The organism is Epilithonimonas sp. JDS, assembly GCF_021261315.1.
In the GTDB taxonomy this organism is placed as follows: Bacteria; Bacteroidota; Bacteroidia; order Flavobacteriales; family Weeksellaceae; genus Epilithonimonas.
In genome coordinates this window covers 1,057,934-1,084,788 of record NZ_JAJSAX010000001.1, presented here as the reverse complement: position 1 = coordinate 1,084,788, position 26,855 = coordinate 1,057,934, and the positions used below count along the sequence as shown (strand labels likewise).

General features: G+C 36.8%; 28 protein-coding genes. 14 read left to right on the top strand and 14 right to left on the bottom strand.

Features of this window, described 5'->3' with window-relative positions:
- The first annotated feature begins 28 nt into the window (after positions 1–28).
- From sufD to LUD75_RS05120, 5 genes are all read left to right on the top strand, one after another.
- A complete protein-coding gene (gene sufD / locus LUD75_RS05140) occupies positions 29–1,336 on the top strand; it encodes a Fe-S cluster assembly protein SufD (RefSeq protein ID WP_232704916.1) in 1,308 nt (435 codons plus the stop codon).
- Positions 1,337–1,586: 250 nt separating this feature from the next.
- Entirely contained in the window at positions 1,587–2,108 is a 522-nt protein-coding gene (locus tag LUD75_RS05135; RefSeq protein ID WP_232704593.1) for a hypothetical protein, read from the top strand.
- A 1-nt stretch (position 2,109) separates the two neighbouring features.
- Positions 2,110–2,946, top strand: a complete 837-nt coding sequence (locus LUD75_RS05130; RefSeq protein ID WP_232704592.1) for a tetratricopeptide repeat protein — start codon at positions 2,110–2,112, stop codon at positions 2,944–2,946.
- Between the two features lie 39 nt (positions 2,947–2,985).
- The gene (locus LUD75_RS05125) at positions 2,986–3,333 is read left to right on the top strand and encodes a tRNA-binding protein (protein WP_232704915.1); all 348 of its coding nucleotides are present in this window, start codon (positions 2,986–2,988) and stop codon (positions 3,331–3,333) included.
- Between the two features lie 72 nt (positions 3,334–3,405).
- Positions 3,406–4,158: a hypothetical protein gene (locus LUD75_RS05120; RefSeq protein ID WP_232704591.1), complete on the top strand. Its 753-nt coding sequence runs from the start codon at positions 3,406–3,408 to the stop codon at positions 4,156–4,158.
- 14 nt (positions 4,159–4,172) lie between these two features.
- On the opposite strand, the gene LUD75_RS05115 is transcribed toward LUD75_RS05120, so the two are convergent.
- The 3 genes from LUD75_RS05115 to LUD75_RS05105 all read right to left on the bottom strand — a co-directional run bounded on the left by LUD75_RS05115 (position 4,173) and on the right by LUD75_RS05105 (position 7,523).
- A complete protein-coding gene (locus LUD75_RS05115) occupies positions 4,173–6,011 on the bottom strand; it encodes an ABC transporter ATP-binding protein (RefSeq protein ID WP_232704590.1) in 1,839 nt (612 codons plus the stop codon).
- Positions 6,012–6,067: 56 nt separating this feature from the next.
- Entirely contained in the window at positions 6,068–6,994 is a 927-nt protein-coding gene (locus LUD75_RS05110; protein ID WP_232704589.1) for a M28 family peptidase, read from the bottom strand.
- A gap of 139 nt (positions 6,995–7,133) precedes the next feature.
- Positions 7,134–7,523, bottom strand: coding sequence for a DUF4293 family protein (locus tag LUD75_RS05105; protein WP_232704588.1), 390 nt, complete (start codon positions 7,521–7,523; stop codon positions 7,134–7,136).
- A gap of 172 nt (positions 7,524–7,695) precedes the next feature.
- On the opposite strand from LUD75_RS05105, the gene rho reads away from it, so the two are divergent.
- Complete coding sequence (rho, locus tag LUD75_RS05100) at positions 7,696–9,480, top strand: transcription termination factor Rho (protein ID WP_232704587.1); 1,785 nt, start codon at positions 7,696–7,698, stop codon at positions 9,478–9,480.
- A 132-nt stretch (positions 9,481–9,612) separates the two neighbouring features.
- Here the strand turns inward: rho and LUD75_RS05095 are convergent, their stop codons facing one another.
- From LUD75_RS05095 to LUD75_RS05085, 3 genes are all read right to left on the bottom strand, one after another.
- Positions 9,613–9,906 carry a GNAT family N-acetyltransferase gene (locus tag LUD75_RS05095; RefSeq protein WP_232704586.1) on the bottom strand — a complete coding sequence of 98 codons (294 nt, stop codon included), beginning with the start codon at positions 9,904–9,906 and terminating at the stop codon, positions 9,613–9,615.
- Positions 9,907–9,981: 75 nt separating this feature from the next.
- Entirely contained in the window at positions 9,982–10,491 is a 510-nt protein-coding gene (locus LUD75_RS05090; protein WP_232704585.1) for a hypothetical protein, read from the bottom strand.
- Positions 10,492–10,503: 12 nt separating this feature from the next.
- The gene (locus tag LUD75_RS05085; RefSeq protein ID WP_232704584.1) at positions 10,504–11,715 is read right to left on the bottom strand and encodes a DUF5103 domain-containing protein; all 1,212 of its coding nucleotides are present in this window, start codon (positions 11,713–11,715) and stop codon (positions 10,504–10,506) included.
- Positions 11,716–11,759: 44 nt separating this feature from the next.
- Here LUD75_RS05085 and LUD75_RS05080 point away from each other — a divergent pair, with 44 nt between their 5' ends.
- Both LUD75_RS05080 and LUD75_RS05075 read left to right on the top strand, forming a co-directional pair.
- A complete protein-coding gene (locus LUD75_RS05080) occupies positions 11,760–12,398 on the top strand; it encodes an MBL fold metallo-hydrolase (protein WP_232704583.1) in 639 nt (212 codons plus the stop codon).
- Positions 12,399–12,408: 10 nt separating this feature from the next.
- Entirely contained in the window at positions 12,409–13,161 is a 753-nt protein-coding gene (locus LUD75_RS05075; protein ID WP_232704582.1) for a hypothetical protein, read from the top strand.
- Between the two features lie 40 nt (positions 13,162–13,201).
- On the opposite strand, the gene recJ is transcribed toward LUD75_RS05075, so the two are convergent.
- From recJ to LUD75_RS05055, 4 genes are all read right to left on the bottom strand, one after another.
- Positions 13,202–14,914: a single-stranded-DNA-specific exonuclease RecJ gene (gene recJ / locus LUD75_RS05070; RefSeq protein ID WP_232704581.1), complete on the bottom strand. Its 1,713-nt coding sequence runs from the start codon at positions 14,912–14,914 to the stop codon at positions 13,202–13,204.
- 92 nt (positions 14,915–15,006) lie between these two features.
- Complete coding sequence (locus tag LUD75_RS05065; RefSeq protein WP_232704580.1) at positions 15,007–15,900, bottom strand: T9SS type A sorting domain-containing protein; 894 nt, start codon at positions 15,898–15,900, stop codon at positions 15,007–15,009.
- Between the two features lie 130 nt (positions 15,901–16,030).
- Complete coding sequence (locus tag LUD75_RS05060; protein ID WP_232704579.1) at positions 16,031–17,641, bottom strand: ELWxxDGT repeat protein; 1,611 nt, start codon at positions 17,639–17,641, stop codon at positions 16,031–16,033.
- 156 nt (positions 17,642–17,797) lie between these two features.
- Positions 17,798–19,288 (bottom strand): catalase, encoded by a 1,491-nt coding sequence (locus LUD75_RS05055; protein ID WP_232704578.1) that lies wholly within the window; start codon positions 19,286–19,288, stop codon positions 17,798–17,800.
- A gap of 110 nt (positions 19,289–19,398) precedes the next feature.
- On the opposite strand from LUD75_RS05055, the gene LUD75_RS05050 reads away from it, so the two are divergent.
- The 6 genes from LUD75_RS05050 (at position 19,399) to LUD75_RS05025 (ending at position 24,195) form a co-directional block, all read left to right on the top strand.
- Positions 19,399–20,349, top strand: coding sequence for a hydrogen peroxide-inducible genes activator (locus LUD75_RS05050; RefSeq protein ID WP_232704577.1), 951 nt, complete (start codon positions 19,399–19,401; stop codon positions 20,347–20,349).
- Between the two features lie 203 nt (positions 20,350–20,552).
- Positions 20,553–21,833 (top strand): methionine adenosyltransferase, encoded by a 1,281-nt coding sequence (gene metK, locus LUD75_RS05045; protein ID WP_232704576.1) that lies wholly within the window; start codon positions 20,553–20,555, stop codon positions 21,831–21,833.
- 114 nt (positions 21,834–21,947) lie between these two features.
- Positions 21,948–22,421, top strand: a complete 474-nt coding sequence (locus tag LUD75_RS05040) for a hypothetical protein (RefSeq protein WP_232704575.1) — start codon at positions 21,948–21,950, stop codon at positions 22,419–22,421.
- Positions 22,422–22,634: 213 nt separating this feature from the next.
- Complete coding sequence (locus LUD75_RS05035; protein WP_232704574.1) at positions 22,635–23,225, top strand: sigma-70 family RNA polymerase sigma factor; 591 nt, start codon at positions 22,635–22,637, stop codon at positions 23,223–23,225.
- Positions 23,226–23,280: 55 nt separating this feature from the next.
- Complete coding sequence (locus LUD75_RS05030) at positions 23,281–23,418, top strand: hypothetical protein (protein ID WP_232704573.1); 138 nt, start codon at positions 23,281–23,283, stop codon at positions 23,416–23,418.
- A gap of 78 nt (positions 23,419–23,496) precedes the next feature.
- Complete coding sequence (locus LUD75_RS05025) at positions 23,497–24,195, top strand: YjjG family noncanonical pyrimidine nucleotidase (RefSeq protein ID WP_232704572.1); 699 nt, start codon at positions 23,497–23,499, stop codon at positions 24,193–24,195.
- Positions 24,196–24,249: 54 nt separating this feature from the next.
- On the opposite strand, the gene trpS is transcribed toward LUD75_RS05025, so the two are convergent.
- From trpS to LUD75_RS05005, 4 genes are all read right to left on the bottom strand, one after another.
- Positions 24,250–25,218 (bottom strand): tryptophan--tRNA ligase, encoded by a 969-nt coding sequence (trpS, locus tag LUD75_RS05020; RefSeq protein ID WP_232704571.1) that lies wholly within the window; start codon positions 25,216–25,218, stop codon positions 24,250–24,252.
- An 80-nt stretch (positions 25,219–25,298) separates the two neighbouring features.
- Positions 25,299–25,940 (bottom strand): ElyC/SanA/YdcF family protein, encoded by a 642-nt coding sequence (locus LUD75_RS05015; RefSeq protein ID WP_232704570.1) that lies wholly within the window; start codon positions 25,938–25,940, stop codon positions 25,299–25,301.
- 3 nt (positions 25,941–25,943) lie between these two features.
- On the bottom strand, positions 25,944–26,597 hold the full coding sequence (locus LUD75_RS05010) for a lipoprotein signal peptidase (protein WP_232704569.1): 654 nt from the start codon (positions 26,595–26,597) through the stop codon (positions 25,944–25,946).
- On the bottom strand, positions 26,597–26,788 hold the full coding sequence (locus LUD75_RS05005) for a DUF2683 family protein (RefSeq protein ID WP_034973237.1): 192 nt from the start codon (positions 26,786–26,788) through the stop codon (positions 26,597–26,599). The genes LUD75_RS05010 and LUD75_RS05005 overlap by 1 nt, the downstream gene beginning before the upstream one ends.
- Between the last annotated feature and the right edge of the window lie 67 nt (positions 26,789–26,855).

Below are 26,855 nucleotides of genomic sequence, written 5' to 3'. Positions count from 1 at the left end.
CTAACAGATGCAAAATCAAACCATTACAATGGCTTTATTTGAACAGACAATAGATCAACATTCAGATTTTTTGGGAACGCTTCGTCACAGATTTTTGGACGAGGACAGAAAAACCGCTCTCGAAGCTTTCGCTTTGAAGGGTTTTCCGACCAAAAAAGATGAAGAATACAAATACACCAACCTAAAAGAGATCACGGAGAAAAACTACAATTTTTTCCCGACAGAGGAGCACCACATCTCGAGAGAGCAATTGGATGCGCTTCATTTGGGCGAGGAAAACTTTGACAGAATCGTTTTCATCAACGGAAAACTTCATAAAGAATTTTCCAAGATCTCCATAGGAAATGCAGAGTTCCTTTCTTTCAATTACGCATTGAACGATGCGGCTCATAAAGAGGTTTTCGACAAATATTTCAACACAATTGCCAACAAAGATCTGGCTTTCACGAACTTGAATTCTGCTTACTGCAAATTCGGATTCTTTTTGAGAGTTCCGAAAAATGTGGTAATCGAGAAACCAATTCACGTCTTCTATCTTTCTCAAAATCAGGAAGAGAACACATTCTACAACACAAGAAATCTCTTGATCGTAGAAGAAGGCGCCAAAGTGGAGATCATTGAAAGTCATCACAATTTGGACGAATCTTTCGTGCTAACCAACTCTGTGACAGAGATTTTCACTTATCAAAATGCAAAAACCGATTGGCACAAATTGCAGAATGACAACGATACGTCTTTCCTTGTAGATCACACCTTTGCGAAGCAAGAAAGAGACAGTTTGACGACGGTAAATACTTTCACTTTCGGCGGAAAATTGGTTCGTAACAATCTGGATTTCATTCACAATGGTGAGAATATCAATTCATTTATGAACGGGATCACGATCATCGGAAAAGACCAATTGGTAGATCACCACACGGCCGTGCACCACAACACGCCGAATTGCGAATCTTACCAGAATTACAAAGGAATCTTCAAAGACAGATCGCACGGTGTTTTCAACGGGAAAGTTTTCGTGAACAAGATCGCTCAGAAAACCAATGCATATCAGCAAAACAACAACATTCTTCTGGACGAAGGCGCAAGCATCGACACAAAACCTCAGTTGGAGATTTTCGCCGACGATGTGAAATGTTCGCACGGTTGTACCGTTGGACAGCTGAACGCAGATGCGATGTTCTATCTGAGGGCGAGAGGGATTTCCAAGAAAGAAGCCAGAGCACTTTTGCTTTATGCTTTCGCCAACGACGCAATGCAAAACATTGATATTGAGCCACTAAAACTAAAGGTCTCAAAATTACTCGCTGAAAAGCTGGAGGTAAGTATGGAATTTTAAAACTTCAACATAAACAATCTAAATCCCGGAATTTTCTGGGATTTTTTATTTTTGGGCGCCTTTATCCGCGCTCCACTCCCGCTATTTTTGTGATTGCGAACGACGATTTTGCAAAAATTGAACATTGGCAACTCGCAATCACAAAAATGAGCTCCGTTCAGCTCGGGGCGCAGATTTGTATTTTTTTTGAAACATTTGCCACGAAATTGTAAATTTGAATCATCTCCGAACAAATTAAACTTTAACACAAATGAACTACGAAAAACTACAATTCAACCTCAACGCTTACAAAGAAACCGGCGAAATATTAGACGGCGCCAAATTCCTCATTCATCAATTCGATTTGGACGACGACAACTTTGCAGGCTTTGGTTTCCGCGAAGAATTAGAAAAGAACTCAATCCTCCTAACTGCGAATGGAGAACTCGGAGAATTGCAACACGTAATGATCCCAAGAAATCTCTTCGATTTTGATTTGACCTTAGTTCTAAATATGCTGGCTCACGAGATGTTGCACGTCCGTCAGAAATCACCAAGAATGATGATTGTGGACAAGAACGAACGCGAATGGCAAGCTTATTACGAAATGCTTTTTCACACCAATTTTCCTCAAATTCCGATGCTTTCTGATTATTACAGCAAATTCTTTGGTGAAAAAGCTTTGGTTTATTACTCAAGAATGGGCGAAGGAAGTGAACTTCAAATAAAGTACGCTGAACAAAAACTGGAAGTTGAAGAGCTACTGGAAAATTTAACCAAAGAAAATATCTGATATGAGGAAAATTCTATCTTCGTTAATCAATCCTAGAGTTATAATTATGGTCATTCTGATCATTCCCAATCTTTTTCAATCTCAAACAAAAAAGGAGATTTATGATAAATATTTGAAGAATGGTGCGTACAAGTATTCCTATTTTCATACAAAATATCAGCAATATCTTGACTCAGCATTGATCTATTTGCCAAATGACGCTTTTCTCTGGCAGCAGAAAGCAATGCCTTTATTCAAAAGTAAAAAGTATGAGTTGGGGATGAAATATCTTGATAATGCTGTAAAAAACGATGATGAGTACAGCTCCATGCTTTCATATCGTGCATTCATCAAATGTATCTTCCAAAAGGATTACGGCGGCGCAATTGCAGATCTGGATGTCCTGATCAAGAAGTACCCGAAAGGGATTATTATGGATCATTCGTATGTATTTTACAAAGCATTGTCGCAGATTCAGCTCAATAAATATCAGGAAGCCGAAAGCAATCTGAAAATTTCGACCAATCTCTTCATCCAAAATGGAATCGAATCTCATTTTTTGGAATTATTCTATCTCGGAATCACTTTTTATGAAAGGGAAAACTATGATGAAGCGATTAAATATTTTGATGAAAGTTTGAAACAGAATCCCAAATTCTCTGACTGCCAATATTACAAAGCGTTAAGTTTGTATTATTTGAAGAGAAAACCGGAGGCTCTGGAAATCATCAAAAAAGCACAGGAAAATTTTTTAAACGGTGATACTATCACGGAGGACAACAGATTCTACGAAGATTATCCTTATCAAATCAAGAAATGGATGTTGCAAAATTGGGTCGAATTATTAAGTGGAAAATAATCAGTAATTTTATTTGTAGCATTAAAAATAAAGCTTGAGATAATGATAAAACCCGAAATAACCTGGCAGGATTTTGAGAAAATCGACATCCGAGTTGGAACCATCATTTCCGCAACAGACTTTGAAAAAGCAAGAAATCCGTCTTACCAATTGGAAATTGATTTTGGAGATTTAGGAGTTAGAAAATCTGCGGCTCAAATTACAGCTTTGTACAAAAAAGAAGATTTGATAGGAAAGCAAATTATGGCAGTCGTCAATTTCCCAAAGAAACAAATTGCCAATTTCTTCAGCGAATGTTTGGTAATGGGCGTTTACGGAGAAGATAAAAATGAAGTGACACTTTTGACTTCTAGTCTGCCTGTGAAAAATGGTCTGAATATTGGTTAGTTTTTTTTATCATATATGTTAAGAAAAACGCTAAATGATACAAAATAATTATAAAAATTAAAAAAACACACTATGGAAACAAATCGATTAAAAGAAAATCAGACGAAAAAGAAAAGCAAAGTAGCCTACTACATCTTCGGCGCAATTTTTTTATTAGCAGCAGGAATTTTCATTTGGCAGTACTACCAAGGTAAAACATCTGCTGATGAGGACGATACAGTTTATACTACTACAGCTGTCACAGAACCTATTTATCCCGATACAGAGAATTACGATTATTATAATAAATTGTTGTTTGACATTAATGAATATGACGGTATTTCACAAAACTACCGAGAAGGAATTATGAAGGTTTTTAAAGACAATGGCTTCTTCGAACCGGCAGAAGGGGAAAGGAGATTTTCTATGACCAAAATAAAAGACAGAGCTTCAAAAGTGTACTCTTTCGGAGACTTTACAGGACAAACGAAAAATAATGAACCGGAACTGGCTTTCCTGATACAGTCTGAAGATGCCAATGAAAGTAAGCTTTTCATCATTTCCAATGACCGTGACGTTCTTTTCAGAAAAGATTATAGCGATGCACCTATTATCAATTCTTTTAAAAAGGGCAGCAAGATCTTTATGGAAAGTGAAAAATTGCAACCGTCGCCAAAAGACGGATTGATCATCAAATCCAAGAATTCAAAATATGCATTGGTGTATAACGAAAGTTCTAAAAACTTTGATGAATTTTACCAATACACAAACCAAGATCTGATTGATAATAAAAATGAAAGAGAAGATTATCAGGAAGTTTCTGACGAACCAGAGGAAACGCCTTAATTATTCGCTTTCAATTAATCAAAATTCTGGAGCTCAACCAGTTTTCTGTACGTTCCATTTTTGTCCATAAGTTCATGATGAGAACCTTGCTCAATGATGTCACCTTTTTCCATTACGACAATGTGATCGGCTTTTTGGATGGTCGATAATCTGTGGGCGATGATCAGTGACGTTCTGTTTTGCATCATTTTTTCTAAAGCGTCTTGAACATATCTTTCAGATTCCGTGTCGAGGGCAGAAGTTGCTTCGTCCAAAATCATAATTGGCGGATTTTTCAGAACTGCTCTTGCGATGGAAACACGTTGTTTTTGACCGCCGGAAAGTTTGTTCCCATCGTCACCGATATTCGTGTAATATCCGTCTTGAAGCTGTGAAATAAACTCGTGGGCGTTGGCAATTTTTGCAGCTTCAATTACTTGCGCTTCGGTTGCATCAGGATTTCCCATCAAAATATTATTGTAAACCGAATCATTAAACAAAACAGATTCCTGAGTTACCATTCCGAGAAGTTGTCGGTAATCTGTCAGTTTTAAGTTTTTAATATTGTGACCGTCAATTAGGATTTCGCCTTCGGAAACATCGTAGAATCTGGCTAATAAGTTGGCAATTGTAGTTTTACCACTTCCGGACTGGCCAACTAGCGCAACCGTTTTTCCTTTTGGTAAAGTAATGGAAACATTTTTAAGAATCAGATTGGATTTTTCATAATAGAATCCAATGTTTTTGAATTCGATTTTATCATTAATTTTAGAAATTGGTGTTGGATTGGCAACTTCTTCCACTTTTAAATCATAGTCCAAAACTTCCGAAACCCTTTCCAGACTCGCCATTCCGCCTTGGATAGCGGAAACTGCGTTCGATAAACGTTTTGCAGGATCCAGCACCTGAAAAAATACAGCTATAAACGCCAGGAAAGTCGCAGGATCCTTATTGGTTCCATTGATGATTTCCGTCCCTGCGTACCAGGTGATGAGCAACATTGTAACGGATCCAAGGAATTCACTCATTGGAGAAGCCAATTCTCTTCTTCGGCTCATAGAAATGGCGTGATGCTGCCACTGATCTGTGGTTTTATTGAATCTGTTTTTAAGAATTTTGTCAGCGTTGAAAATCTTGATAACTTTCGAAGATTTCAAGGTTTCATCAACCAAAGAGAAAAGATTGCCCAATTCTTCCTGCGCAAATCTTGCCTGCTTTTTCAGACTTTTACCAACCCAGGAGATGATCCAGCCCATAATCGGGAAAACGATTAACGAGAATAATGTCAATTTCGGAGATAATAAAAATAAGGCTGTGAGTGATGAAATGATCATAAACGGCGAATTCACAATATCTACCAAAGATCCCATAATTCCGCCTTCTACAGCACCAATGTCATTGGAAATACGCGACATCATATCGCCTTTTCTCTGTTCGGTAAAAAAGGAAACCGGCAGTTTCAGGAATTTATCATACATCAAAGTCCGAAGATCTCTGGTAATCCCGACACGGTAATTCACCAATAGATAGGAACCCAAATATCTAAAAATATTTCTTAATAAAAATGCAACCGCAGTGATGCAGCAGAGAACAGCTAAGACTTTGATGCCGCCGTGCTTATCCATATTAACCTGAATGGTGTAATATGCCCAATCTTTGAGGTAACCAAAATAATCAGCAATTCTTCCACTCCAAACCGGCACTTTCGAAGTGTCAATTTTGTCCGAGGTTCCAAACATTACACTTAGGATTGGCAATAAAGTTCCAATAGAAGCGATCTGAAGAAGAGAATAAAGAATATTGAAAAACATACTGCCCCACAAAAATCTTTGATGTGGTCTGGCAATACTGATAATGCGTTGAAATGGTTTCATTCAAAAAAATTGAATTGCAAAATTACGGAAAATAAATAGCTTAGTTTATCTAGACGTTAGAAATCGAAATTTACTTTATCGTTGTATTTCGGAGTAAAGTTTTTGGTGTTCAGTTTTTCAATTGTTTTTGCAAAGTTGTTGATGATGTTTGTGAGATTTTCCGCATTTACAATTTTAATGTCATCATTTACAGCATGGTAATGAAAGGCTTTGGTCATATCAACTGTAGAAATAGAATGTGCAATGATTTTCTTTTTAACGAAATTCACATTGTCAGATCTGTAGAAAAGCTGTTCATTTTTGTATGGATCAGGATAAATTTTCAAACCATTCACAGCATTTGCATTAATCAATTCGTCAAAATCAGAAAACTCGTCACCTGTCATAAAGACAGCATTTTTCCCGAATTGAGATTCTGTCGCCAGCATTTCGAAATTGAAAAGTGCGGTGATATTATTAAAAACAGGATTTAAATCTTTGTTTTCTGATAATGCTTTTGAACCTTTGAGACCAACTTCCTCCGCATTGAAAGCCATAAAGACCATCGAATAATCTGTCTTTTTATCTTTAAAATAATCAGCAATTCCAATCACGGTAGAAATTCCGCTCGCATCATCATCGGCGCCATTGTAAATATGATCTCCGAAATTCGTATTCGTTCCGATGTGATCAAAATGTCCTGAGAAAGCCAGACTTTTTTCGGATGTTCCTTTTTTGATGCCGCAAACATTAAAACCCTTTTGTCCTTTATATTCAAATGGAATTAGATATGAATCGCCGAAACAGTAATCCAGATTATCTTTTTTGAATTCCGAAGCGATGTACTCTGCAGCTTTATCATTTTCCGGAGTTCCGAATTTTCTTCCCTTCATCTCATCCGAAGCCAGAGTGGAAATGATATTCACAACTCTGTCTTTCGAGATTTGTTGTGCGAAAGAAAATGTTGAAAGCGTAACAAAAAGAAACAGGTTTAGTTTTTTCATAATGGTTGATTTATTTATAAAACAAAGATATGACTGATATGTCATTGAATCCTTAGTTTTGTTACCATTAATCGTAATAAAACAAAAAAACAGCCTCCAAAAAGGAAGCTGCTCTTACTCAAAAAAATCGTCGTCAAGTTTATCGAAGTCTGTCTACAGATTTTACGAGCCTCTCATCTTTTTTGATGTACACATTTGCCAGAAGCAAACATACAATCGCAATTACTGAGAAAACCGGCTCAATACCCTTCTCAGGAAAAGTGATTCCTCCGGGTAAGTTTTGCAGCCAATAAATCAAAAAACCAAGCAACAAAGCGTTTATAAAAATGCTGATGTTGTTCAGCAAGATTTGTCTTTTGCGGTTTTTAAAACTGAAGATACTTAGCAATCCCAATAATATTAATAGAACAGAAGAAATATTGATAATTAAGTTTCCACCTAATACATCAAAGTCCTGAGCTGTGAGGTTTAGGAACAAAGCGCCTAACACAGCTAAAAATATCCAGATTGTTTGTATTCTTTGTAACATTTTTCTTGATGAATTCCGTTTTGAATGGGAATAAATTGTCTGCAAAAATAAAATAATTTTTGCGTAATTCAAAAATTAATGTAGATTTGCATTGTAATCACCTATTAAAAATGATAATCGCCTGATTTTCATTCTTACTTTTACAAAATTAATTTACTTTTTTACGCATTATATGTTTAATATTGAAACGCTAAGGTCAAAATCCGATGAGGAATTGACCAAACTTTCTAAAGATTTAGGCGTCAATTTGGCAAAGAAAAGCTCTCCGGAAGAAACTGTTTTCGCAATTCTGGACTATCAGGCTTCGAACCCAAAAATCATTAAAGATTATCTAAACGCCAATCAGGAAAATATGAATAAAAACACAGAAGATAACTCTGAGGAAAAAGCTGTTCCGGCTAAAAAACGAGGCAGAAAGCCTGCAGAAAAGCCCAAGCAAGAAGCAGAGATTCCTACAGCAGAAGTTGCAAAAGAAGAGGTTCCTGTAGCGGTAGAAGCGCCGGTTGCGCCGGAGGAAGTCAAAAAACCGAATCCGCCAAAGAAAAAACAACCGAGAGCAAGAGTTGCAGCTAACGAAAATCAAGAAGTCGTGGCAGAAGCTAAAACAGCAGAACCAACTCAGCCAACAGAAACCGCTCCTAAAACTGACGAAAAGCCAGAGGAAACAAAACAGCCTCAACAAAGACAGCCTCAACAGCAGAATAACCGTCAGCAACAGCAAAAGACCAATAATAACAATAGAGGTCAGCAAAAAACACAAAATCCCAATTCTCCCCAACATAACAATCAAAAAGAACCATCCGAAAACCAACAGGACAATTCGCAAAAGAAAGAATTCAACTTTGATGGATTGATCACTATTGAAGGTGTTTTGGAAATACTTCCGGACAACTACGGATTCCTTCGTTCTTCAGATTTCAGTTATATCTCTTCTCCGGACGACGTTTACGTTTCTACCAATCAGATCAGAAATTATGGTTTGAAAACGGGTGACACTGTAAAAGGATTCGTAAGATTGCCAAAAGAAGGCGAGAAATATTTCTCACTTTTGAAACCTACTGAAGTTAACGGACGAGATCTGGCTTTCATTAAGGACAGAGTTGCTTTCGAATATTTGACGCCGCTTTTCCCTCAGGAGAAATTTAACCTGGCAGGAAAAGGCTCAACACTTTCTACGAGAATTGTCGATTTGTTCGCGCCAATCGGAAAAGGACAAAGAGCAATGATTGTTGCGCAGCCAAAAACTGGTAAAACGATTTTGCTTAAAGATATCGCCAACGCAATCTCAGCCAATCACCCGGAAGCTTATATGATGGTTCTTCTTATCGACGAACGTCCTGAGGAAGTAACTGATATGCAGAGAAGTGTGAATGCGGAAGTGATTGCTTCTACTTTTGATGAAGCAGCAGATAAGCACGTAAAAGTGGCGAATTTGGTTCTTTCAAAAGCGCAAAGAATGGTGGAATGTGGACACGATGTTGTAATCCTTCTTGATTCGATCACAAGATTGGCAAGAGCTTACAATACAGTAACGCCAGCTTCAGGAAAAATACTTTCTGGTGGTGTAGATGCCAACGCGCTTCATAAGCCAAAGCGTTTCTTCGGTGCTGCAAGGAAAATCGAAAATGGCGGATCGCTTACGATTATCGCAACAGCTTTGATCGATACAGGTTCCAAGATGGATGAGGTGATCTTCGAAGAGTTCAAAGGAACCGGAAATATGGAATTGCAATTGGACAGAAAAATCGCTAACAAAAGAATTTATCCGGCTGTAGATTTGGTTTCATCCAGTACAAGAAGAGACGATCTTCTTTTGGACGAGGCGACAATGCAAAGAATGTGGATTATGAGAAAATATCTTTCTGATATGAATCCTTTGGAAGCGATGGAATTTGTACAAAAGCAGATCCAAGGAACCAAAAACAACGAAGAGTTCTTGATGTCTATGAACCGATAAGTTCATTATACAATTTAAAAAAACAATGTATTTTAAAAATAAAAAATTCCGAATCAAATCTGATTCGGAATTTTTTTTAATTGTATGTAATTGGATTTACATTATATTTTTTACTTAATACATTTTACAGTTTTAAGAAACCAAAATATCTTCAACGTCATCTTTTCTGCTAAGTACCGAGTGCGCGTACGAGCAATGTGCTTTAATTTTCCAGCCATTTTTTCTTGCAAATTCTACAGATTTTTCAACCAATTTTTTGCCAAGACCTTGACCTTCAAATTTTGGAAAAACCATCACATAGCTGACAATCAATTTTTTAAGTTCCGGAACAATCGTGTAAGTCAGTCTTCCAACGTCTTCTGCGCTGTTTTTCAAAGTGATGTAACCTCCGTTTCCGGATTTGTTATTTTCAAAGCTAAGATCCATAAGTATGTATTTTATGGCTAGCATAGCGAAAAGTATTCCAAAATTGAAGAATTGTGTTATTTGATTGATAAAAATTCAAATGATTTTGGTTTCTAAATATTTGAATATTAGGGCAATCAAAAAAGCTACAATTATTAATGAAATATTTCTACTGGTTTTTTCTGATTTGAACAATGCGTAAACGACTTTTCTTAGTTTTCTATGATCAAAAATAAGTATGATGGAAATTAAAACTTGATAATAGACTGCAGAACTCAAGGCAATAATTTCATAAATATAATCTTGGATAATAATGTTTGACAAAATAACCGTGAGCAAAATGCACCCAAATATTCTTGTTCTGCTAAAGAGCAGACTTACTCCGCCAATAACCTCAAAGACACCAATAATAATTGGATATGCCAGCGAATAGGAATAAAAGGTCCACATCAATTTGTGACCTTCGGAAACATTTACATTTACCGAATCTTTGAAACTTTGGAACTGAATAGGTTTGCTAATTCCATAAACGATCATCGAGCCTGCGACTACAAAAATTATCGTCCAATAAAAAATATAGCTGATCTTTTTTCTGTAAGTATTCATCAAATCAGATCATTACCTTACAGGTGTTCTAAATTCTCCATAACCAATCAAGCCATCGAAGTTTCTGCCAAATGGCGTGTAATATAAAAAGGCTTGATAAAGATTTTCTGTCTGCCAGAAGTTTCCGTTTATTTCGCCGTAGTTGAGTTTTCCGTCAGAATCTTTTGTTGCCAGAATATAACTGTAGAATCCCTGCTTCAAATAGATTTTAGCAATATATTTCTGCGCTTTTTCGTCGTACAGCATTTGGCTTTTTGCATCAGCTTTGTAATCATTGAATATTCCGAGGACGTAAAATTCTTTGTCCGATTTCTGACTGTCGAGCGCAAAATAAACCCAGGAATAATCGCCTTCTCTGTCCGCATCTCGTTCAATTCCAAGATCATTTCTTCGGAAATAAAACGCACCGTTCACATCTGGCTGATATTGATAATCTCCTGGATATGCCCAGACTGGATGAAGGTAAGTGTAATTTTTACCATCGATATTTTCCGTGTTGGCGACCATATCCAAAGCCTGATTCATCACCTTATTGTCAAAATAATAAAACTCATTATTTCCCGGAAAAGCCAAACCTAACTGTTGGAAAAGAAGTTGATTTCCTAAGGTGGAACTTGGTCGGATATTAGTCAAAGAAATTCCCCAGTTGTTATTTTGAATCACACTTAAGGATAATGAAGAAAGGTTATTTGTAATTCCGGAACCGTTTCCTGTGGCCTGGATTTCCAGTCTCTGTTTAGCATTCGGATTTTTTGCATCGATGAATCTTGTTACATTGATTCCCAGATTGGCGCCGTCTTCATAAATTGAAAATCTCTTTTTGAACAAAGGTTTGTCCTGCGAATCTTTATAAACGATAATTTCATAATTACCCGAAATTTTCGGCTGAATTTTCTCATTCGGGAAAACCAATTCGTAATGTGTATATTTTTGATAAGTGTTGAAGGAATATTGGAATTGATCGATCAGCGCATTCATACTTCCACTGGCATATTCGGTAAAGAAAAGTCCGTCTTCTTCCCAGTTTCGGTTGTAATGTTTGTAAGTATATCGGTAGAGCTGGCTGGAGTTGGCAAGATCATCAAATCTTAAAATCAACTGCTGACCCTGAGCAATTACTGGCGTTTCATCATTGGTTTTAGGATTGAAAACCTGTACACTTCTGATTTCCTGAGCGAAAGAAATGGCGCTTAAAAAAAGAAAAAATAGTCTAAATACCTTCATCCTGCTAAGTTAATGTTTTATATTTTTACAGTTAAATTAAAAAAATGTTACACGTAGAATCTTTCACTTTCAATCCGTTTTCCGAGAACACGTATGTTATTTATAACGAAGAAAAGGAGGCTTTTCTTATCGATCCGGGAAATATGCCTGATGCTGAGACCAAAGTTCTGGCTGATTTTATCAAAACAAAAGATCTCAAAATCCAGAATATTCTTTTGACACACGCTCATATCGATCATATTATCGGTTTGCAATGGGCGTATGACGAGTTCAAAGTTCCTGTTTTGGTTCATCTGGAGGAAGTAGAAATTCTTGAGAAAGCACCTTTTACCGCAAAGAATTACGGTTTCTTTTTTCCTGCTTTCAAAGGCGAAATCCAAAATATAAAAGAAGGAGACAAATTGAATTTAGGTTCTGACGCTTTTCAGATTTTTGATGTTCCGGGACATTCGCCGGGAAGTGTCGCTTTTTATAATGAAGAAAATGAATTTGTAATTTCCGGTGACGCGCTTTTTATGATGAGCATCGGCAGAACGGATCTTTACAAAGGTGATTACGACCAATTGATTACAAGTATTAAAACCAAATTACTGACGCTTCCGGAATCGACAAAAGTTTTCAGTGGTCACGGAGAATCAACTACAATTGGTTTTGAAAAGGCACATAATTCGTTTTTACAATAAATTTAAACTGATGAAATACAGAATCCTGATTCTTTTAATGTTAATATTCAATCTTTCTTTTGCACAAAATGAATTGGATAAAAACGAAATTGAAAATATTCAAAAGCTCATAAACTTATATAAAGCTAAAAATATCAACGGAATTTCGAAGATCATCAGTTATCCTTTGGAAAGAGAATATCCAATTCCGAGCGTCAAAAACGAAGCGGATTTTAAGAAAAGATTTGATCAAATTTTTGATAAGAAGATTGTTGATTTAATTTCAAATTCGAAAATCGAACAATGGAGCGAAGTCGGCTGGCGTGGGATTATGCTGAATCGCGGCGATCTTTGGATCGAATCTGACGGAACGATAACAGCCCTCAATTACCAAAGTGATTTTGAAGCCAAGCAGAAAAAAGATTTAATCACCAGGCAAAAAACAAAACTTCACGCTTCGTTGAAATCGTTTTTGCTTCCTGTTTACAAATTTAAAACAAAGAATTATTTGATCAGAATTGATGAGCAGGCAAATAATAAATACCGATATGCATCCTGGAAGATTGGTAGTTCAGAATCTTCAAAGCCAGATATGATTCTTACTGATGGCGAATGGGAAAATGACGGAACTGGCGGCAATCACACAATTACTTTCAAAAAAGGAGAATTCAATTATAAAATTTACAGGGGAATTATCGGCGAAAAAGATGCAGCAGAAATTTCTCTGACTGTAGAACAAAAAGGTAAAATCATTTTGCAGCAGGACGGTAAATTATTAGAATAAAAAAGCGCTTCCAATCCGGAAGCATTTTGATTTTATAATTTTAATCTCTGAAGTTCACATCCCGGATATTCAGGAAGTGAGAAACGTTGCCTTTCCAGTGATTTTCTTCAATTGTAAATGCCAGATCGAAAGTTTTAGTTTTAAAATCTTCGACAAACTGCCCAAATCTGAATCCCACACATTCGATATTCCTGCCGTTGGTCGGCTGCAAAATGTTGAATTTGAGATGCGTACTTTCTTTCCCCATCAATCTTACATAGCCATTGACTTTCACATTTTTTAGTACCAAAATCGGCTTCATATTGTGCGGACCAAACGGTGCGAGTTTTCTGTGAAAATTAATGAATTCGCGATTCAGATCTTCAGGGTTTACAATGCTGTCAACGTAAATTGTCGGCTCTTTCTGATGTTCCTGAATATTATTTTTAACATAATCTTCGAAACGGATTTTAAACTCCTCGAACTTTTCTTTCTCCATAGAAAGTCCTGCTGCAGCCTGATGTCCGCCGAATTTCATAAAAAGATCGGAACAGAATTCCAAAGCTTTATGAATGTCAAAATCGGAAACAGATCTTGCGGAAGCTACCATTTCGCCATTATTTCCTTCAGTAAAAACCAGAGTTGGCTTGAAGTAATTTTCTATCAATCTGGAAGCTACAATTCCGATGACGCCTTTGTTCCAGATTGGATCGTAAACAATGGTAGAAAAGCGTTGTGTTTTGTGCATTTCCAACGCCTGATTCATCGCCGAAAGTGTGATGTTGATGTCCATTTCGCGGCGTTCGTCATTCAGGTTGATGATGTTTTCAACCATTTGCTGAGCCTGTTTCAGGTTGTCCGAAATCATTAGTTCAACCGAAGCTTTCGCGTGAGAAATTCTTCCCGCTGCGTTGATTTTCGGAGCAATGTCAAAAACAATATTTGAAATTTCGAAGTGCGCTAATTTCTCTTCAGGAATCAATAATCTCAAACCAAATTTCCTTGTTTTTCTAAGGAATTTCAAGCCTTGCATTGCCAAAACCCGATTCTCACCAGTCATCGCCACAATGTCTGAAGCAATGCTGATTGCAAGTAAATCTGTCAATTCAAACAGCTCACTTTCCGGAATTTTGTAAATGGTATTAAGACCTTGGCAAAGTTTGAAACCAACGCCACAACCGCTCAATTCCTTGTAAGGATATCGGCAGTCTTTTCTTTTCGGATCCAAAACTGCAACAGCATTTGGAAGTTTTTCGCCTGGCAAATGGTGATCGCAGATGATGAAATCTACACCTACAGAATTGGCGTAATCTATTTTGTCAACCGATTTGATTCCGCAGTCTAAAGCAATTATTAATGAAAATCCGTTTTCTTTTGCGAAGTCTATTCCTTCGTCAGAAATCCCGTAACCTTCAACATTTCTGTCCGGAATGTAAAAATCCAGATATTTTTTGTCAACGATTTTGCTGAGGTACAAATACATCAAAGCAACGGAAGTTGTTCCATCTACGTCATAATCACCGTAAACCAATATTTTTTCGCCGTTTTCTATGGATGTTGCAATGCGTTCGACCGCTTTTTGCATATCGGCCATCAGGAAAGGATTGTGGATGTCGCCGCCGTTGGGTTTGAAGAATTCGCGGGCTTTCTGATAATTGTCGATGCCGCGCATCACCAGGATCTTGGACTCTAAAGTTCCAAAACCAATAGAAGAAATTAATCCATCAACAATTTCTTCGTCCGGCTCGGGTTTATAGATCCATTTTTGACTCATAGCTACAAAAGTAATGAAAAAATTATCGATAAGAAATTAAAAAAGCCATCAATTTGATTGATAGCCTGTATTGAAAATCAAAAATTTAGTTCTTAATTTTTGATGAATTTTTTGGTTTCAAATCCTGATTTTGTTTCAATGGAAATGATGTAATTTCCTTTTGGGAAAGTGGAAATATCCACTTTTGAAGTTGTATCAGATTTGATTAATGAACCTTTGATGTCATAAATTTTAACAGATTTAATTTCGTTATCAGATTTAATATTAATGAAATCAGAACTTGGATTCGGGAAAATATTAATTTGAGTTTTATTAAGTTCGTTTACTGCTAACTGATCTAAATCTTTAATGATAATATTATCGACAATAAAACCACTTCCGTCATTGTCGAATTCGAAATTTAAATCATTCGCTCTTAAAACTCTGGTTCCGAGAGCAGAAGTGTGAACCAATTGATTGTCAAGATAATATTTAACATTCTTTTCTGTCACGTGATCTATTTCAATTCTTAGATTGTACCATTTATCAGGAATCCAGCTTCCCAAATCCTTGAAATTGACATCACTGTCGGCGTACAGTTTACCGCTGTACATAAAATTAAATCCGCCAGCCCAGGAATAATTGCCGTTGTTGTTATAATATAATGACAGCAAATAATAATCGGAACTGTTCAGTTTTTCCAATTTCACATCTGCCGAAACGGAAAGCCTGTTATACTCCGGTATTTTCTTGAAAAGAAAAGACATATTTTCTGTGTATTGATTCGTGCTTGTCACTTCCACAGAATTGTTGCCGTCGCTTGCTTTTCCAGTCACCACTTTGAAATTATTATTTGGGACATTGTTAGTTTTCACCATCCATTCTTTTTGCCCGACAACCGTTCCCAGATTGTAGCCTTCGGAAGTTTCAAAAGAAATTTTCTGCTGTTGTGCAGAGATTGAAATTGATAATAAAGCTGTTGCTAAAGAGAATAAAAATTTTGTCATAAATAAAATTATAGGGATGCGAATATAGAAAATATATGGTTAAATATAAATCAATTAGCCTTTGTTTGATGATCAAAAAAAATCAGCCTCTAAGATAGAGACTGATTTTAGATTTTAAAAAATCAAACAATTAATTTTTAATGAACTTCTTATTTGTTTTTCCTTTCGATGTCTGAACTTCTAGAAGGTAAGTTCCTTTTGGTAGTTGTGAAACATTGATTGCTGGATTGTTGCTTTTAGAATGGCTTGTTTTGATTAATTTTCCGTCTAATCCGTAGATAGAAAGTTGGTCGATGATTTCCTTGTTGGCCGTTTGAACTTTCAATTCTGACTGTACAGGATTTGGATAAATCTGAATCGACAATGATTTTTGAACGTCGCTCACACCCAATTCTCCTAAAGAAAGTTTCCACAGTTCCACGCCTCTGTCATCATATTCTGCTTTGAAAAATAACTCGTCATTTAATTCCGTAAAGAAAGGCAGGAAATATAAAGGGCTTGGTTCAGTCACATTTGCTGGCGCTAATTTTACAGTACCATTTGCCGAGCCGTCTGTCATATACAATTCACTTCCGTTGGTTCCATCAATGGCCACAAAGAAGAGTTTGTCCTTAAATGTAGCGAAGAAGTTAGGAGCAGAATAGCCTGTTGGATTAATATCTTTTACCATATAAGTTCCGCTAGGTGTTCCGTCACTTACCCAAAGTTCTTCGGAATGCACGCCGTCTGTCGCCTGAAAATAAACTTTATCATTGTAAACGGTTAACGCCCCAGGAAAAGAATCTGAATCGCCTGGATTAATGTCTTTTACCATTACAGTTCCTGCTGCTGTGCCATCTGTAGTCCAAAGTTCTGCGCCGTGAACACCGTCATTTGCCCGGAAACAAAGTTTGCCATTGATTTCCACAAATTCATTGATGCTCGATCCGTCAGTTGGGTTGATATCTTTTACGAGGACCGTTCCGGCTTCGGTTCCGTCTGTTACCCACAATTCATCACCATTTTCGTCATCAGCCCGGAAGAAAAGTTTGTCTTTGAATACTTTAAATCTTCTCGGCGAAGAGTCGGAGCTTGCAAAAATATCTTTCACCATATAAGTTCCAGCTTCCGTTCCGTCCGTAGTCCAAAGTTCCCAACCATCGATTCCATTGCTGGCCTGGAAATATATTTTGCCTTTGTATTCTGTAAAGTCAGATGAATAGGAACTCTCTGCTCCCGGAGCGATGTCTTTCACCATATAAGTTCCGGTTTCAGTTCCGTCTGTGATCCAGATTTCTTCACCGTGAGTGCCGTCATTTGCGACAAAAATTGCTCTGTTCCCGTATTGTTTAAAATTCAAGGCAACGGAACTTGATTCGCCTGGATAAATATCTTTTAGTAGTTTGGTTCCAGCTTCTGTTCCATCTGTCACCCATAATTCGATTCCGGTGCTTCCGTCGAACGCACTGAATACCAATTTTCCGCCAGCTTCTGTAAGTTCTACAATGCCTGAATTTCCAGTTGGGTTGATGTCTTTTACGAGTTTTGTACCTGCGCTGGTACCATCAGTTACCCAAAGTTCATCTTGATGTACACCGTCGTCTGCTGAGAAATAAAGCTTGTTTCCAAAGGTTTTTAATTGTGAAATTGAAGATCCTTCTGAACCTGGATTCAAGTCCTTCAAAATATTGATGTTAACGGTTTGTGACATCACAAATAGCGGAGATGCCACAGCGATTAATGTGGTAAAAATTCTTTTCATTTACTTATAAATTGATTTAAACTCTCAATTTATGAACTTTTAATAAAATTTACAGAATTTTGAATGTGACATTAATGTTAATAAAAAAACCTTCCGAAATAAATCAGAAGGTTCAGTTTTAATTGTCTATGTTCTATTTGTCTATAATCTCAAAGTCTACTTTGTATGATTCATCATATTTGTATCGATGTTGACGCCAATTCCTTGCGCAACTCTCATTCCAAGTTCGATATTTGCCCGGAAGAAATGACATAGCTGACGGTTGATGATTTCATCACGTTTTGGTCCGTCTACGCCACCAAGATGACCGACAATGTTATTCACCAAAGCCGTTCTCGCTTCTTGGTCTAAAGCTTTAGTATAAAACAATCCGGGTTGTGTGTAATGATCATCATCATTTTGATTTCGGTCGAAATGGGCAACTCGGGAATTGTCCAGATCATATTCCAGATTCTTGTAAGATTCGGTAGGTTCCACGTCGCTGAAACTATTTGGGAAATAGTTTGGTTTGTCACCATAATCAGAATCGTCTGCCATATGTCCCGCTCTTTGGAAATTGTTCACGGCGAAAGGACATTTGTTAACTTCCAATTGATGAGAATTGACACCCAATCTGTATCTGTGTGCATCGGCGTAGGAAAATAATCTGCCTTGCAACATTTTGTCCGGAGAAAAACTGATGCCGTCCACCAAATGACTTGGCGCAAAAGCAGATTGCTCCACGTGAACGAAATAATTTCTTGGCACTTCATTCAATTCCATCACACCAACTTCCTGCAATGGGAATTCGTCCTGGAACCAAACTTTCGTGACGTCGAAAGGATTCCAACGCCATTCTTTCGCCTGCTCTTCGGTCATCGTCTGGATGTAAAGTTTCCATTTGGGAAATTCTCCTTTTTCAATAGCATTCACCAAATCTTCCTGAGAAAAATCCGGGTTTTCACCTTTCATTTTTGTGGCTTCATCGTCTGTGAAGTTTTTGATGCCTTGCTGCGTTTTGAAATGGAATTTGACCCAAGTTCTTTCGTTGTTTGCATTAATCAAAGAAAAAGTGTGAGATCCAAATCCGTGCATATGTCTGTATCCGTGAGGTGTTCCTCTTTCAGACATTAATATCAAAACTTGATGAAGCGATTCCGGATTCAAAGACCAGAAGTCCCAAACCATCGTTTTGCTTTTCAGATTGGTTTTCGGAACACGTTTTTGTGTGTGGATGAAGTCCGGGAATTTTTTAGCATCCTTAATAAAGAAAACAGGCGTATTGTTTCCAACCAAATCCCAGTTTCCGTCTTCGGTATAAAATTTCAAAGCGAAACCTCTTGGATCTCTTTCTGTATCGGCGCTTCCCATTTCGCCACCAACCGTTGAGAATCTTGCAAACATTTTGCACGAGTTTCCAACTTGGGAGAATATTTTTGCTCTCGTCAAATGACTGATGTCGTGTGTCACGGTGAAAGTCCCGTACGCACCGGAACCTTTCGCGTGGACAATTCTTTCGGGAATTCTTTCTCTTACGAAGTGCGCAAGATTTTCCTGAAGAATGAAATCCTGCAGCAGAACCGGACCGCGTGGGCCAACAGTCTGTGAATCCTGATGCTCAAAATAAGGAGCGCCTACAGAATTGGTGAGTTTTTTTTTGTTTTCCATATTTCAGATTTTATTGATGTATGATATTTAAAAGCTAAATTCGATAAAAAAACTTATTCATGAAACAAATTAATAATTATATTTGTCATAGATAAAATAAATTACAAGTCGTGAATATCCAACAGTTAGAATATTTGATTGCAGTAGATAAATATAAACATTTTGGCAAAGCTGCACAAGCATGTTTTATCACTCAACCGACACTCAGCGCAATGATTCAAAAGTTTGAAGATGAGCTGGATGTGAAAATCTTTGACAGAACCACACATCCAATCAGAACTACTGACGCGGGTGGAGAGCTCATCAAAGAGGCTCAAAAGATCATTGATGCTGTGATGGAACTGAGGAATAAGGCTAATTTCCTTAATAATATTCTTGCGGGTAAAATTAATCTGGGAATTATTCCGACAGTTTCCACTTACATTCTTCCAAACGAAATTTTTAGTTTTTTGAATAAAAATCCGCAGATCGAACTTAATATCAAGGAGATGACTACGGACAGCATTATCAAAGCTTTGAAGTCTGGAGAGCTGGATGCCGGAATTATTTCAACACCATATTCTGCAGCGGATGAGTTTTATCAGGACTTTTTATTTAATGAAGAACTGATGTTGTACTCTGGAACAGAATCTGGGCAAAAGAAAGATTGCTTCGTCGTGCCAGAAGATATTGACGTGGATAAAGTCTGGCTTTTGGAGGAAGGAAACTGCCTGCGAACGCAATTCGAAAATATTTGTCATCTGAAGGAAAATTCTTTAAAACCAAAAAATCTGGAGTTCCTAGCTTCTAATGTGAATACGTTGGTTCAAATGGTGGATAAAGTTGGCGGAATTACCATTCTTTCTGAGATTGGCGTTCAGCAATTATCATCAGAACAAAAAGAAAAAGTTTCAAGATTTATCAAGCCTTTTCCTTACAGAGAAATCAGTCTTATTTATTACAAACCAACTTACAAGCAAAAGATTATTGACGAGTTGATTTCTGAAATTCGTACTTCTATGGAACAGAAACTTAATTTTTATAAAGACAGAGAAAATTACAAAAGTGTGAAACCTGAATAAATTCATACTGGATTAATAGGAATTGATTTTGAAATTAGAAAATTAGTTTGTAAATTTGCAACCGATTTTTGAATAAACGGAGGAGAACTTTGACTGATTGCAACCTCAATAAAAAATGCTAAAACAGATTTTTTTCTCTTTTAGTTCCTTTTTTAAACAATCATTGTTTTACCTCAAAAATTTAATATAAAAAGGAATAATTTATGTCTTATTTATTTACGTCCGAATCAGTTTCTGAAGGACATCCTGATAAAGTAGCCGATCAGATTTCTGACGCGCTAATCGATCATTTTTTAGCTTACGACAAAAACTCAAAAGTAGCTTGCGAAACGCTTGTGACAACAGGTCAGGTAGTTTTGGCAGGAGAGGTGAAGTCTGAGGCATATCTAGATGTTCAGCAAATTGCAAGAAATGTGATCAACAAAATTGGTTACACGAAAAGCGAATATATGTTCAATGGTGATTCTTGCGGTGTGATCTCTGCGATCCACGAGCAGTCTCCGGATATCAACCAAGGTGTTGACAGAACTTTGGACGAAACCGATTTTGAAGCAAGAGCAAACGCTCAAGGTGCTGGAGATCAGGGAATGATGTTCGGTTATGCAACCAACGAAACTGAGAATTATATGCCTTTGGCTTTGGATATTGCTCATCAGATTCTAAAAGAATTGGCAGATCTCAGAAGAGAAGGTTCAGCGATTCCTTACCTTCGTCCAGATGCAAAATCTCAGGTAACAATCGAGTATTCTGACGATCACAAACCAGTGAGAATCGACAGTATTGTAGTTTCTACACAACACGACGATTTCGGAAGCGAAGAAGCTATGTTGGCAAAAATCAAAAAAGATATTATCGAAATTTTGATTCCTAAGATCAAGGCTAAACAAAAACCTGAGATCCAGAAATTATTCAACAACGAGATCAAATATCACATCAACCCGACTGGAAAATTTGTAATCGGTGGTCCTCACGGAGATACAGGTTTGACGGGAAGAAAAATCATCGTTGATACTTACGGTGGAAAAGGTGCTCACGGAGGTGGTGCATTCTCAGGAAAAGATCCAAGTAAAGTGGACAGAAGTGCGGCTTATGCAACGAGACACATTGCTAAAAACTTGGTAGCAGCAGGCGTTGCAGATGAGGTTTTGGTGCAGGTTTCTTATGCAATTGGTGTTGCAGAGCCTTGTGGACTTTACATCAATACTTACGGAACTTCAAAACTGGATATCAACGATGGCGAATTGGCTAAGAAAGTTCAGCAATTGTTTGACCTTAGACCTTATGCGGTTGAGAAAAACCTTAAGCTGAGAAATCCAATCTATATCGAGACTGCAGCTTACGGACATATGGGGAAAGATTATTACGTCGCTGATAAAACTTTCAACAAAGGCCTTAAAAATGAAATCACTTTGAAAGATTTGGAATTTTTCACTTGGGAAAAACTTGATCGAGTAGAAGATATCAAAAAGGAATTCGGACTTTAATCTGATTTTTATATAAAAAGTAAAACTGCTTTGTCTTTGATGAAGCAGTTTTTTTAATTAATTACACTTTCAAACATCTGTTTTGTTATTTTTGTCGTAAATAAGATTACTAAAATGAAATCAAAAATATTCATCCTATTTATATTAATGGCTTTCGGTGGTTTGGCTAAGTCACAACTCACGATGCACAAGTTCATAACGGCGGGTTACGTCTATCAGAATCAAAGTTTTGGGGAAGTAGGTGGGAAGTTGCTTTTTCTAAGTAATGATGACGTCTTATTTCGCGTTGGCGCCTCAGCGTTGATGGGTTCTGCAAATAATAAGTTTGCAATAATGCCAAAAGTGAACGCTGATTTCCTGTTAAATTTTCAAAAAAATGTAGACTTTTACCATGCCCATTATTTCATTTTGGGTGCAGATGCTACAAATAAATACATCGCTCCGAAGGCTGGTTTCAGTCTTTTTGGGATTTTGGATCTCACCGGAGGATATGGATTTTCGCTCGATAAAGAGGGAATTAACGGCAAAGAACTGAAAGGTCTTAATATCAATTTCACAATAAATATCCCATTAGTTCTGCTTAATTGATTTAACTTTTATAATATATTTGAATCAAATTAAAGAAATATGAAAGTTTAACAATTCATTAACATTTTGTTTTGACTTTTTTATTACTTTTACAAACCTAAAATCAGCGTATAGAATAAATTTACTTCATTAATTAAAAACAACCGAGTCAGGAAAATTAGTTACACACGTAACTAACGAATTGCTGGGTTTTATATTATAGAAGTAAATATTATGAAAACGCAAACTGATAGCCAACTAATTCTTCAATATCAGAATGGAAATGAGAAATCACTTTCGTTACTGATCAACAGACACAAAAAAGACCTTTTCAGCTTTATCTACTACAAATTGATGGATGAAGATCTGGCCAATGACATCTTCCAGGATACATTTATCAAAATCATTGTTACCCTGAAGGAAGGCCGCTACAAAGAGGAAAATAAGTTTATTCTTTGGGCAAAACGAATCGCTCACAACTTGATCATCGATCATTTCCGCCTACAGTCCAAGCACATCAAAGTTTCCGAAACATCCTATGAAAACGAAGAGTTTTCTATCTTCGATATCATCAAAGAGCCGGAAAGCAACATCGAAGACCGATTGATAGATAAACAAATAAATGACGATCTTTTGAGAATGCTCGTAATGCTTCCGGAGAACCAGCAAGAGGTCATTAAGCTTAGATTTTTCGACGGACTCAGCTTCAAAGAGATTGCAGATCATACAGATACGAGTATCAATACAACGCTGGGACGAGTGAGATATGCGCTGATTAACCTTAGAAAAATTATGGACGAACATAAAATTATTTTAACAAAATAATAAATATGTAATAATAAAGATTTTCTTTTGGCGTTATTGTTGTAAAAGTCAGCCTATGAAAAAAAACGACACTTTAACAACGAAAGCTTTGATGCCGAAAAAAGAAATAATCGATTTTCTGATGAATTATTCCAAGAATATCCATCCGATAAAAACTAAGAACAGAAAAACCATTTTAGTTTCAAAGAACTAAGCATTTTTAGATTTTAAATAATTGATTTTTATGATTGAACTTTCCTACGTGGATCAAAAATGATTAGATTTGTGCCTTATGAAAAACGTAAGGCACATTTTTTTTGATCTCGACAATACACTTTGGGATCACCGCAAAAACGCATATTTGACCATCAAGGAATTATTTTCACAACAGAAAATTTCAGAAACATACAACATCGATTTTGAGTTATTTCACGACGCTTATCATGAGATTAATGAAAAACTTTGGGAACAGATCCGTGATGGCGAAATTGATAAAGAATATTTGAGAAAGTACAGATTTTACAATACTTTTTTAAGATTCGAAGTTGATAATCAGGATTTGGCAGATTATTTCGAGCATCATTTTCTTGATGAAATCTTGAAATACAATGAATTGGTTCCCGGCGCAGCCGATCTTTTGGATTATCTTGAGGCTAATGATTACACAATGCACATTATCTCCAACGGTTTTCAAGAAGTGACCGAAAGAAAATGTGTTCTTTCCGGAATCGCTGACTATTTTGAAACTATCACGAGTGCAGATTCCGTTGGCGTAAGAAAACCTAGACCGGAAATTTTCCAGCATTCGTTAGACCTTGCCAGAGCTGAAAAATCTGAAAGTATTTTAATAGGCGACGATTGGATTGCAGACGTAAAAGGCGCACAGAGATTTGGAATTGATGTGATCTTCTTTGATGTTTATGGTGATAATCCACAAGAGGCAAATCTTAAAGTGATCAAGCAATTATCAGAAGTAAAAGAATATTTATAAAAGTAAAGCCTTTCAATTTTGAAAGGCTTTGTTGTATTAAAAAAGAAATGTAGGTTAAATTCCCAAACTTTCTCTCACTCTTGTAATTGTTTCGATCGCAATTTTTCTCGTTTTCTGCGCACCTTCCTGAAGTTTAGCTTCAAGCTCTTCAAGATGCGTCATATAATAATTGAAAGTTTCTCTTTCCGTCGCAAATCTTGTCAAAATTAAGTCTAATAATTCTTTTTTGGCGTGTCCGTAACCGTAATTTCCGGCTAAATATTTGGCTCTTAATTCTTCAGTTTGTTCAGGTGTTGCAACCAAAGCGTAGATCGCAAAAACTTTATCAGTTTCAGGATCTTTTGGATCTTCCAAAGGCGTGGAATCTGTTTCGATGGACATTACTTGCTTTTTCAGTTCTTTTTCCGGCAAGAAAATATTAATGATATTTCCTCTCGATTTTGACATTTTTTGTCCGTCGGTTCCAGGAACATATTTCGTGTCCTGCTGCAACTCTGCTTGAGGCAAAACCAGAACTTCACCCATTTGATTATTAAATCTAGAAGCTACATCACGAGCAATTTCCAGATGCTGAAGCTGATCTTTACCAACCGGAACGATCTCGGCATCATAAAGCAAAATATCTGCAGCCATCAAAATCGGATAAGTGAAAAGTCCGGCATTCACGTCTTGCAATCTGTCCGCTTTATCTTTGAAAGAATGTGCCAATGTCAATCTCTGGTAAGGGAAAAAGCACGACAAATGCCAGGATAATTCGCAAGTCTCGGGAATATCGCTTTGTCTGTAGAAATAAGTTTTTTCTGTGTCTAGTCCGCAGGCAAGCCAAGCCGCAGCAATCTCATAGGTGTTTTCTTTAAGTTCGATTGCGTTTTTAATCTGTGTTAAAGAGTGAAGATTCGCAATGAACAGAAATGATTCGTTTTCTGCTTTTTTGGATAATTCAATTGCGGGAATGATGGCTCCCAAAAGGTTTCCCAAGTGTGGTGTTCCGGTGGCTTGTATTCCGGTAAGGATTCTAGACATTTAAATAAAATTTAGTTTTTCTGAAATTTTCAGTCAGTAAAAATACAAAAGATACAATTGGAAACAAAAATTGGGTTATTTTATTTAATCTCAATTTTCTCGCCACCAAATTTCGGATCTACATCAAACAAAAAATCCCAAAACACTTTCACTCGAGCCAATTTTTCGCGGGCATTGGTTTTAAATCCCGCTTCTTTATCAACATCTTTTGCATTGTAACCATAAGCTGTGATGCCGTTTCTGTGAGAAAGATAGACGGCGCGTTCGTTATGAAATCGCTGTGAAATAACTATGAAAGATTTCTGTCCGAAAATTTCCTTTGCACGAACGACAGAATCCAAAGTTCTAAATCCTGCAAAATCTTCATAAATCTTATCAGCCGGAACGCCCAGTTTGATCAGCTCGTTCTTCATATCTTCGGGCTCGTTGTAGTTTGCTCGGGAATTATCACCACTGGCAATAATATTTTGGATTCGGCCGGAATGATAGAGTTTCGCAGCAGCTTCAATTCTGTATGTGAAATATGGATTGGGACTTCCATTGTCAAGCGTTTTGCTCGTTCCTAAAAGAAGTCCGACTTTTTCGTTAGGAAGTTTTGATATTTCCGAAGTCACATTATCTTCCGCTTCACTATCAATAGTAAAGTTGGCCCAGAAAACAAAAAGAACTGACAATCCGAAGAAAATCAGTCCTGTAATTAATATTGTTTTGAAAATTTTCATCTTTTAAAAATCCAATCCGTTCGGAAAAGCTTTCTTTCTGAATATATAAAGGAACAATGCACCTACTGTGATAGAACTGTCGGCAACATTGAAAATATATTTGAAAAACTCAATTCTGTTACCGCCTAAAACAGGCACCCAATCCGGCCAAACTGTATCAACCAATGGAAAATGAAGCATATCCACCACGCAGCCTTTCATCAAATCTGAATAACCGTGTCCGATTTGCGTCAGTTTGGAAACGCCGCCATAATCGATCCATCTTCCTGAAGCCGCATCGTAGAAAGTTCCGCTGTCGAAAATAATGCCGTAAAACATCCCGTCAAAAACATTCCCGATTGCACCTGCGAAAATCATTGCCATTGGAATCAAAAGATAGTTTGAAGCGCCTTCTTTCAGCCATTTTCTAAATAAAACAACCATTCCGATTGCGAGAACAATTCTTAATAGGATCAAAGCATATTTTCCCCACAATCCACCGAAATGAAGTCCGTAAGCCATTCCCGGATTTTCCACAAAAGTCATTTTGAACCAATTGAGTCCAAAAACATTCACACTTTCGCCAAGATAGAAATGGGTTTTGATATAGATTTTTGAAGCTTGATCTAAAAGAAGAACAAATAAAGTAACCAGTATGATAATTGTCTTTTTATTCATTACAATCCTTTTGGTTTAGAAGGTTTGAAGATTTTTTTCTCCTTTCTTTCAGTAATCTTTTGAACAGTTTTCTTGTTGTGGAAATTATTTTTTGTGTGGAATTTTTCGAATTCAATATTCATATCTTTCAAAACACTTTTCAGCGCCGTCAGTTCCATTGCATTTTTTGGGTGTACAATTATGGATTCCATTTTTGTAATTTTTTAGTTTAGATCAAAATAATATTAATTTTCCCGAAGAAAAATTTTTGCAAATGTA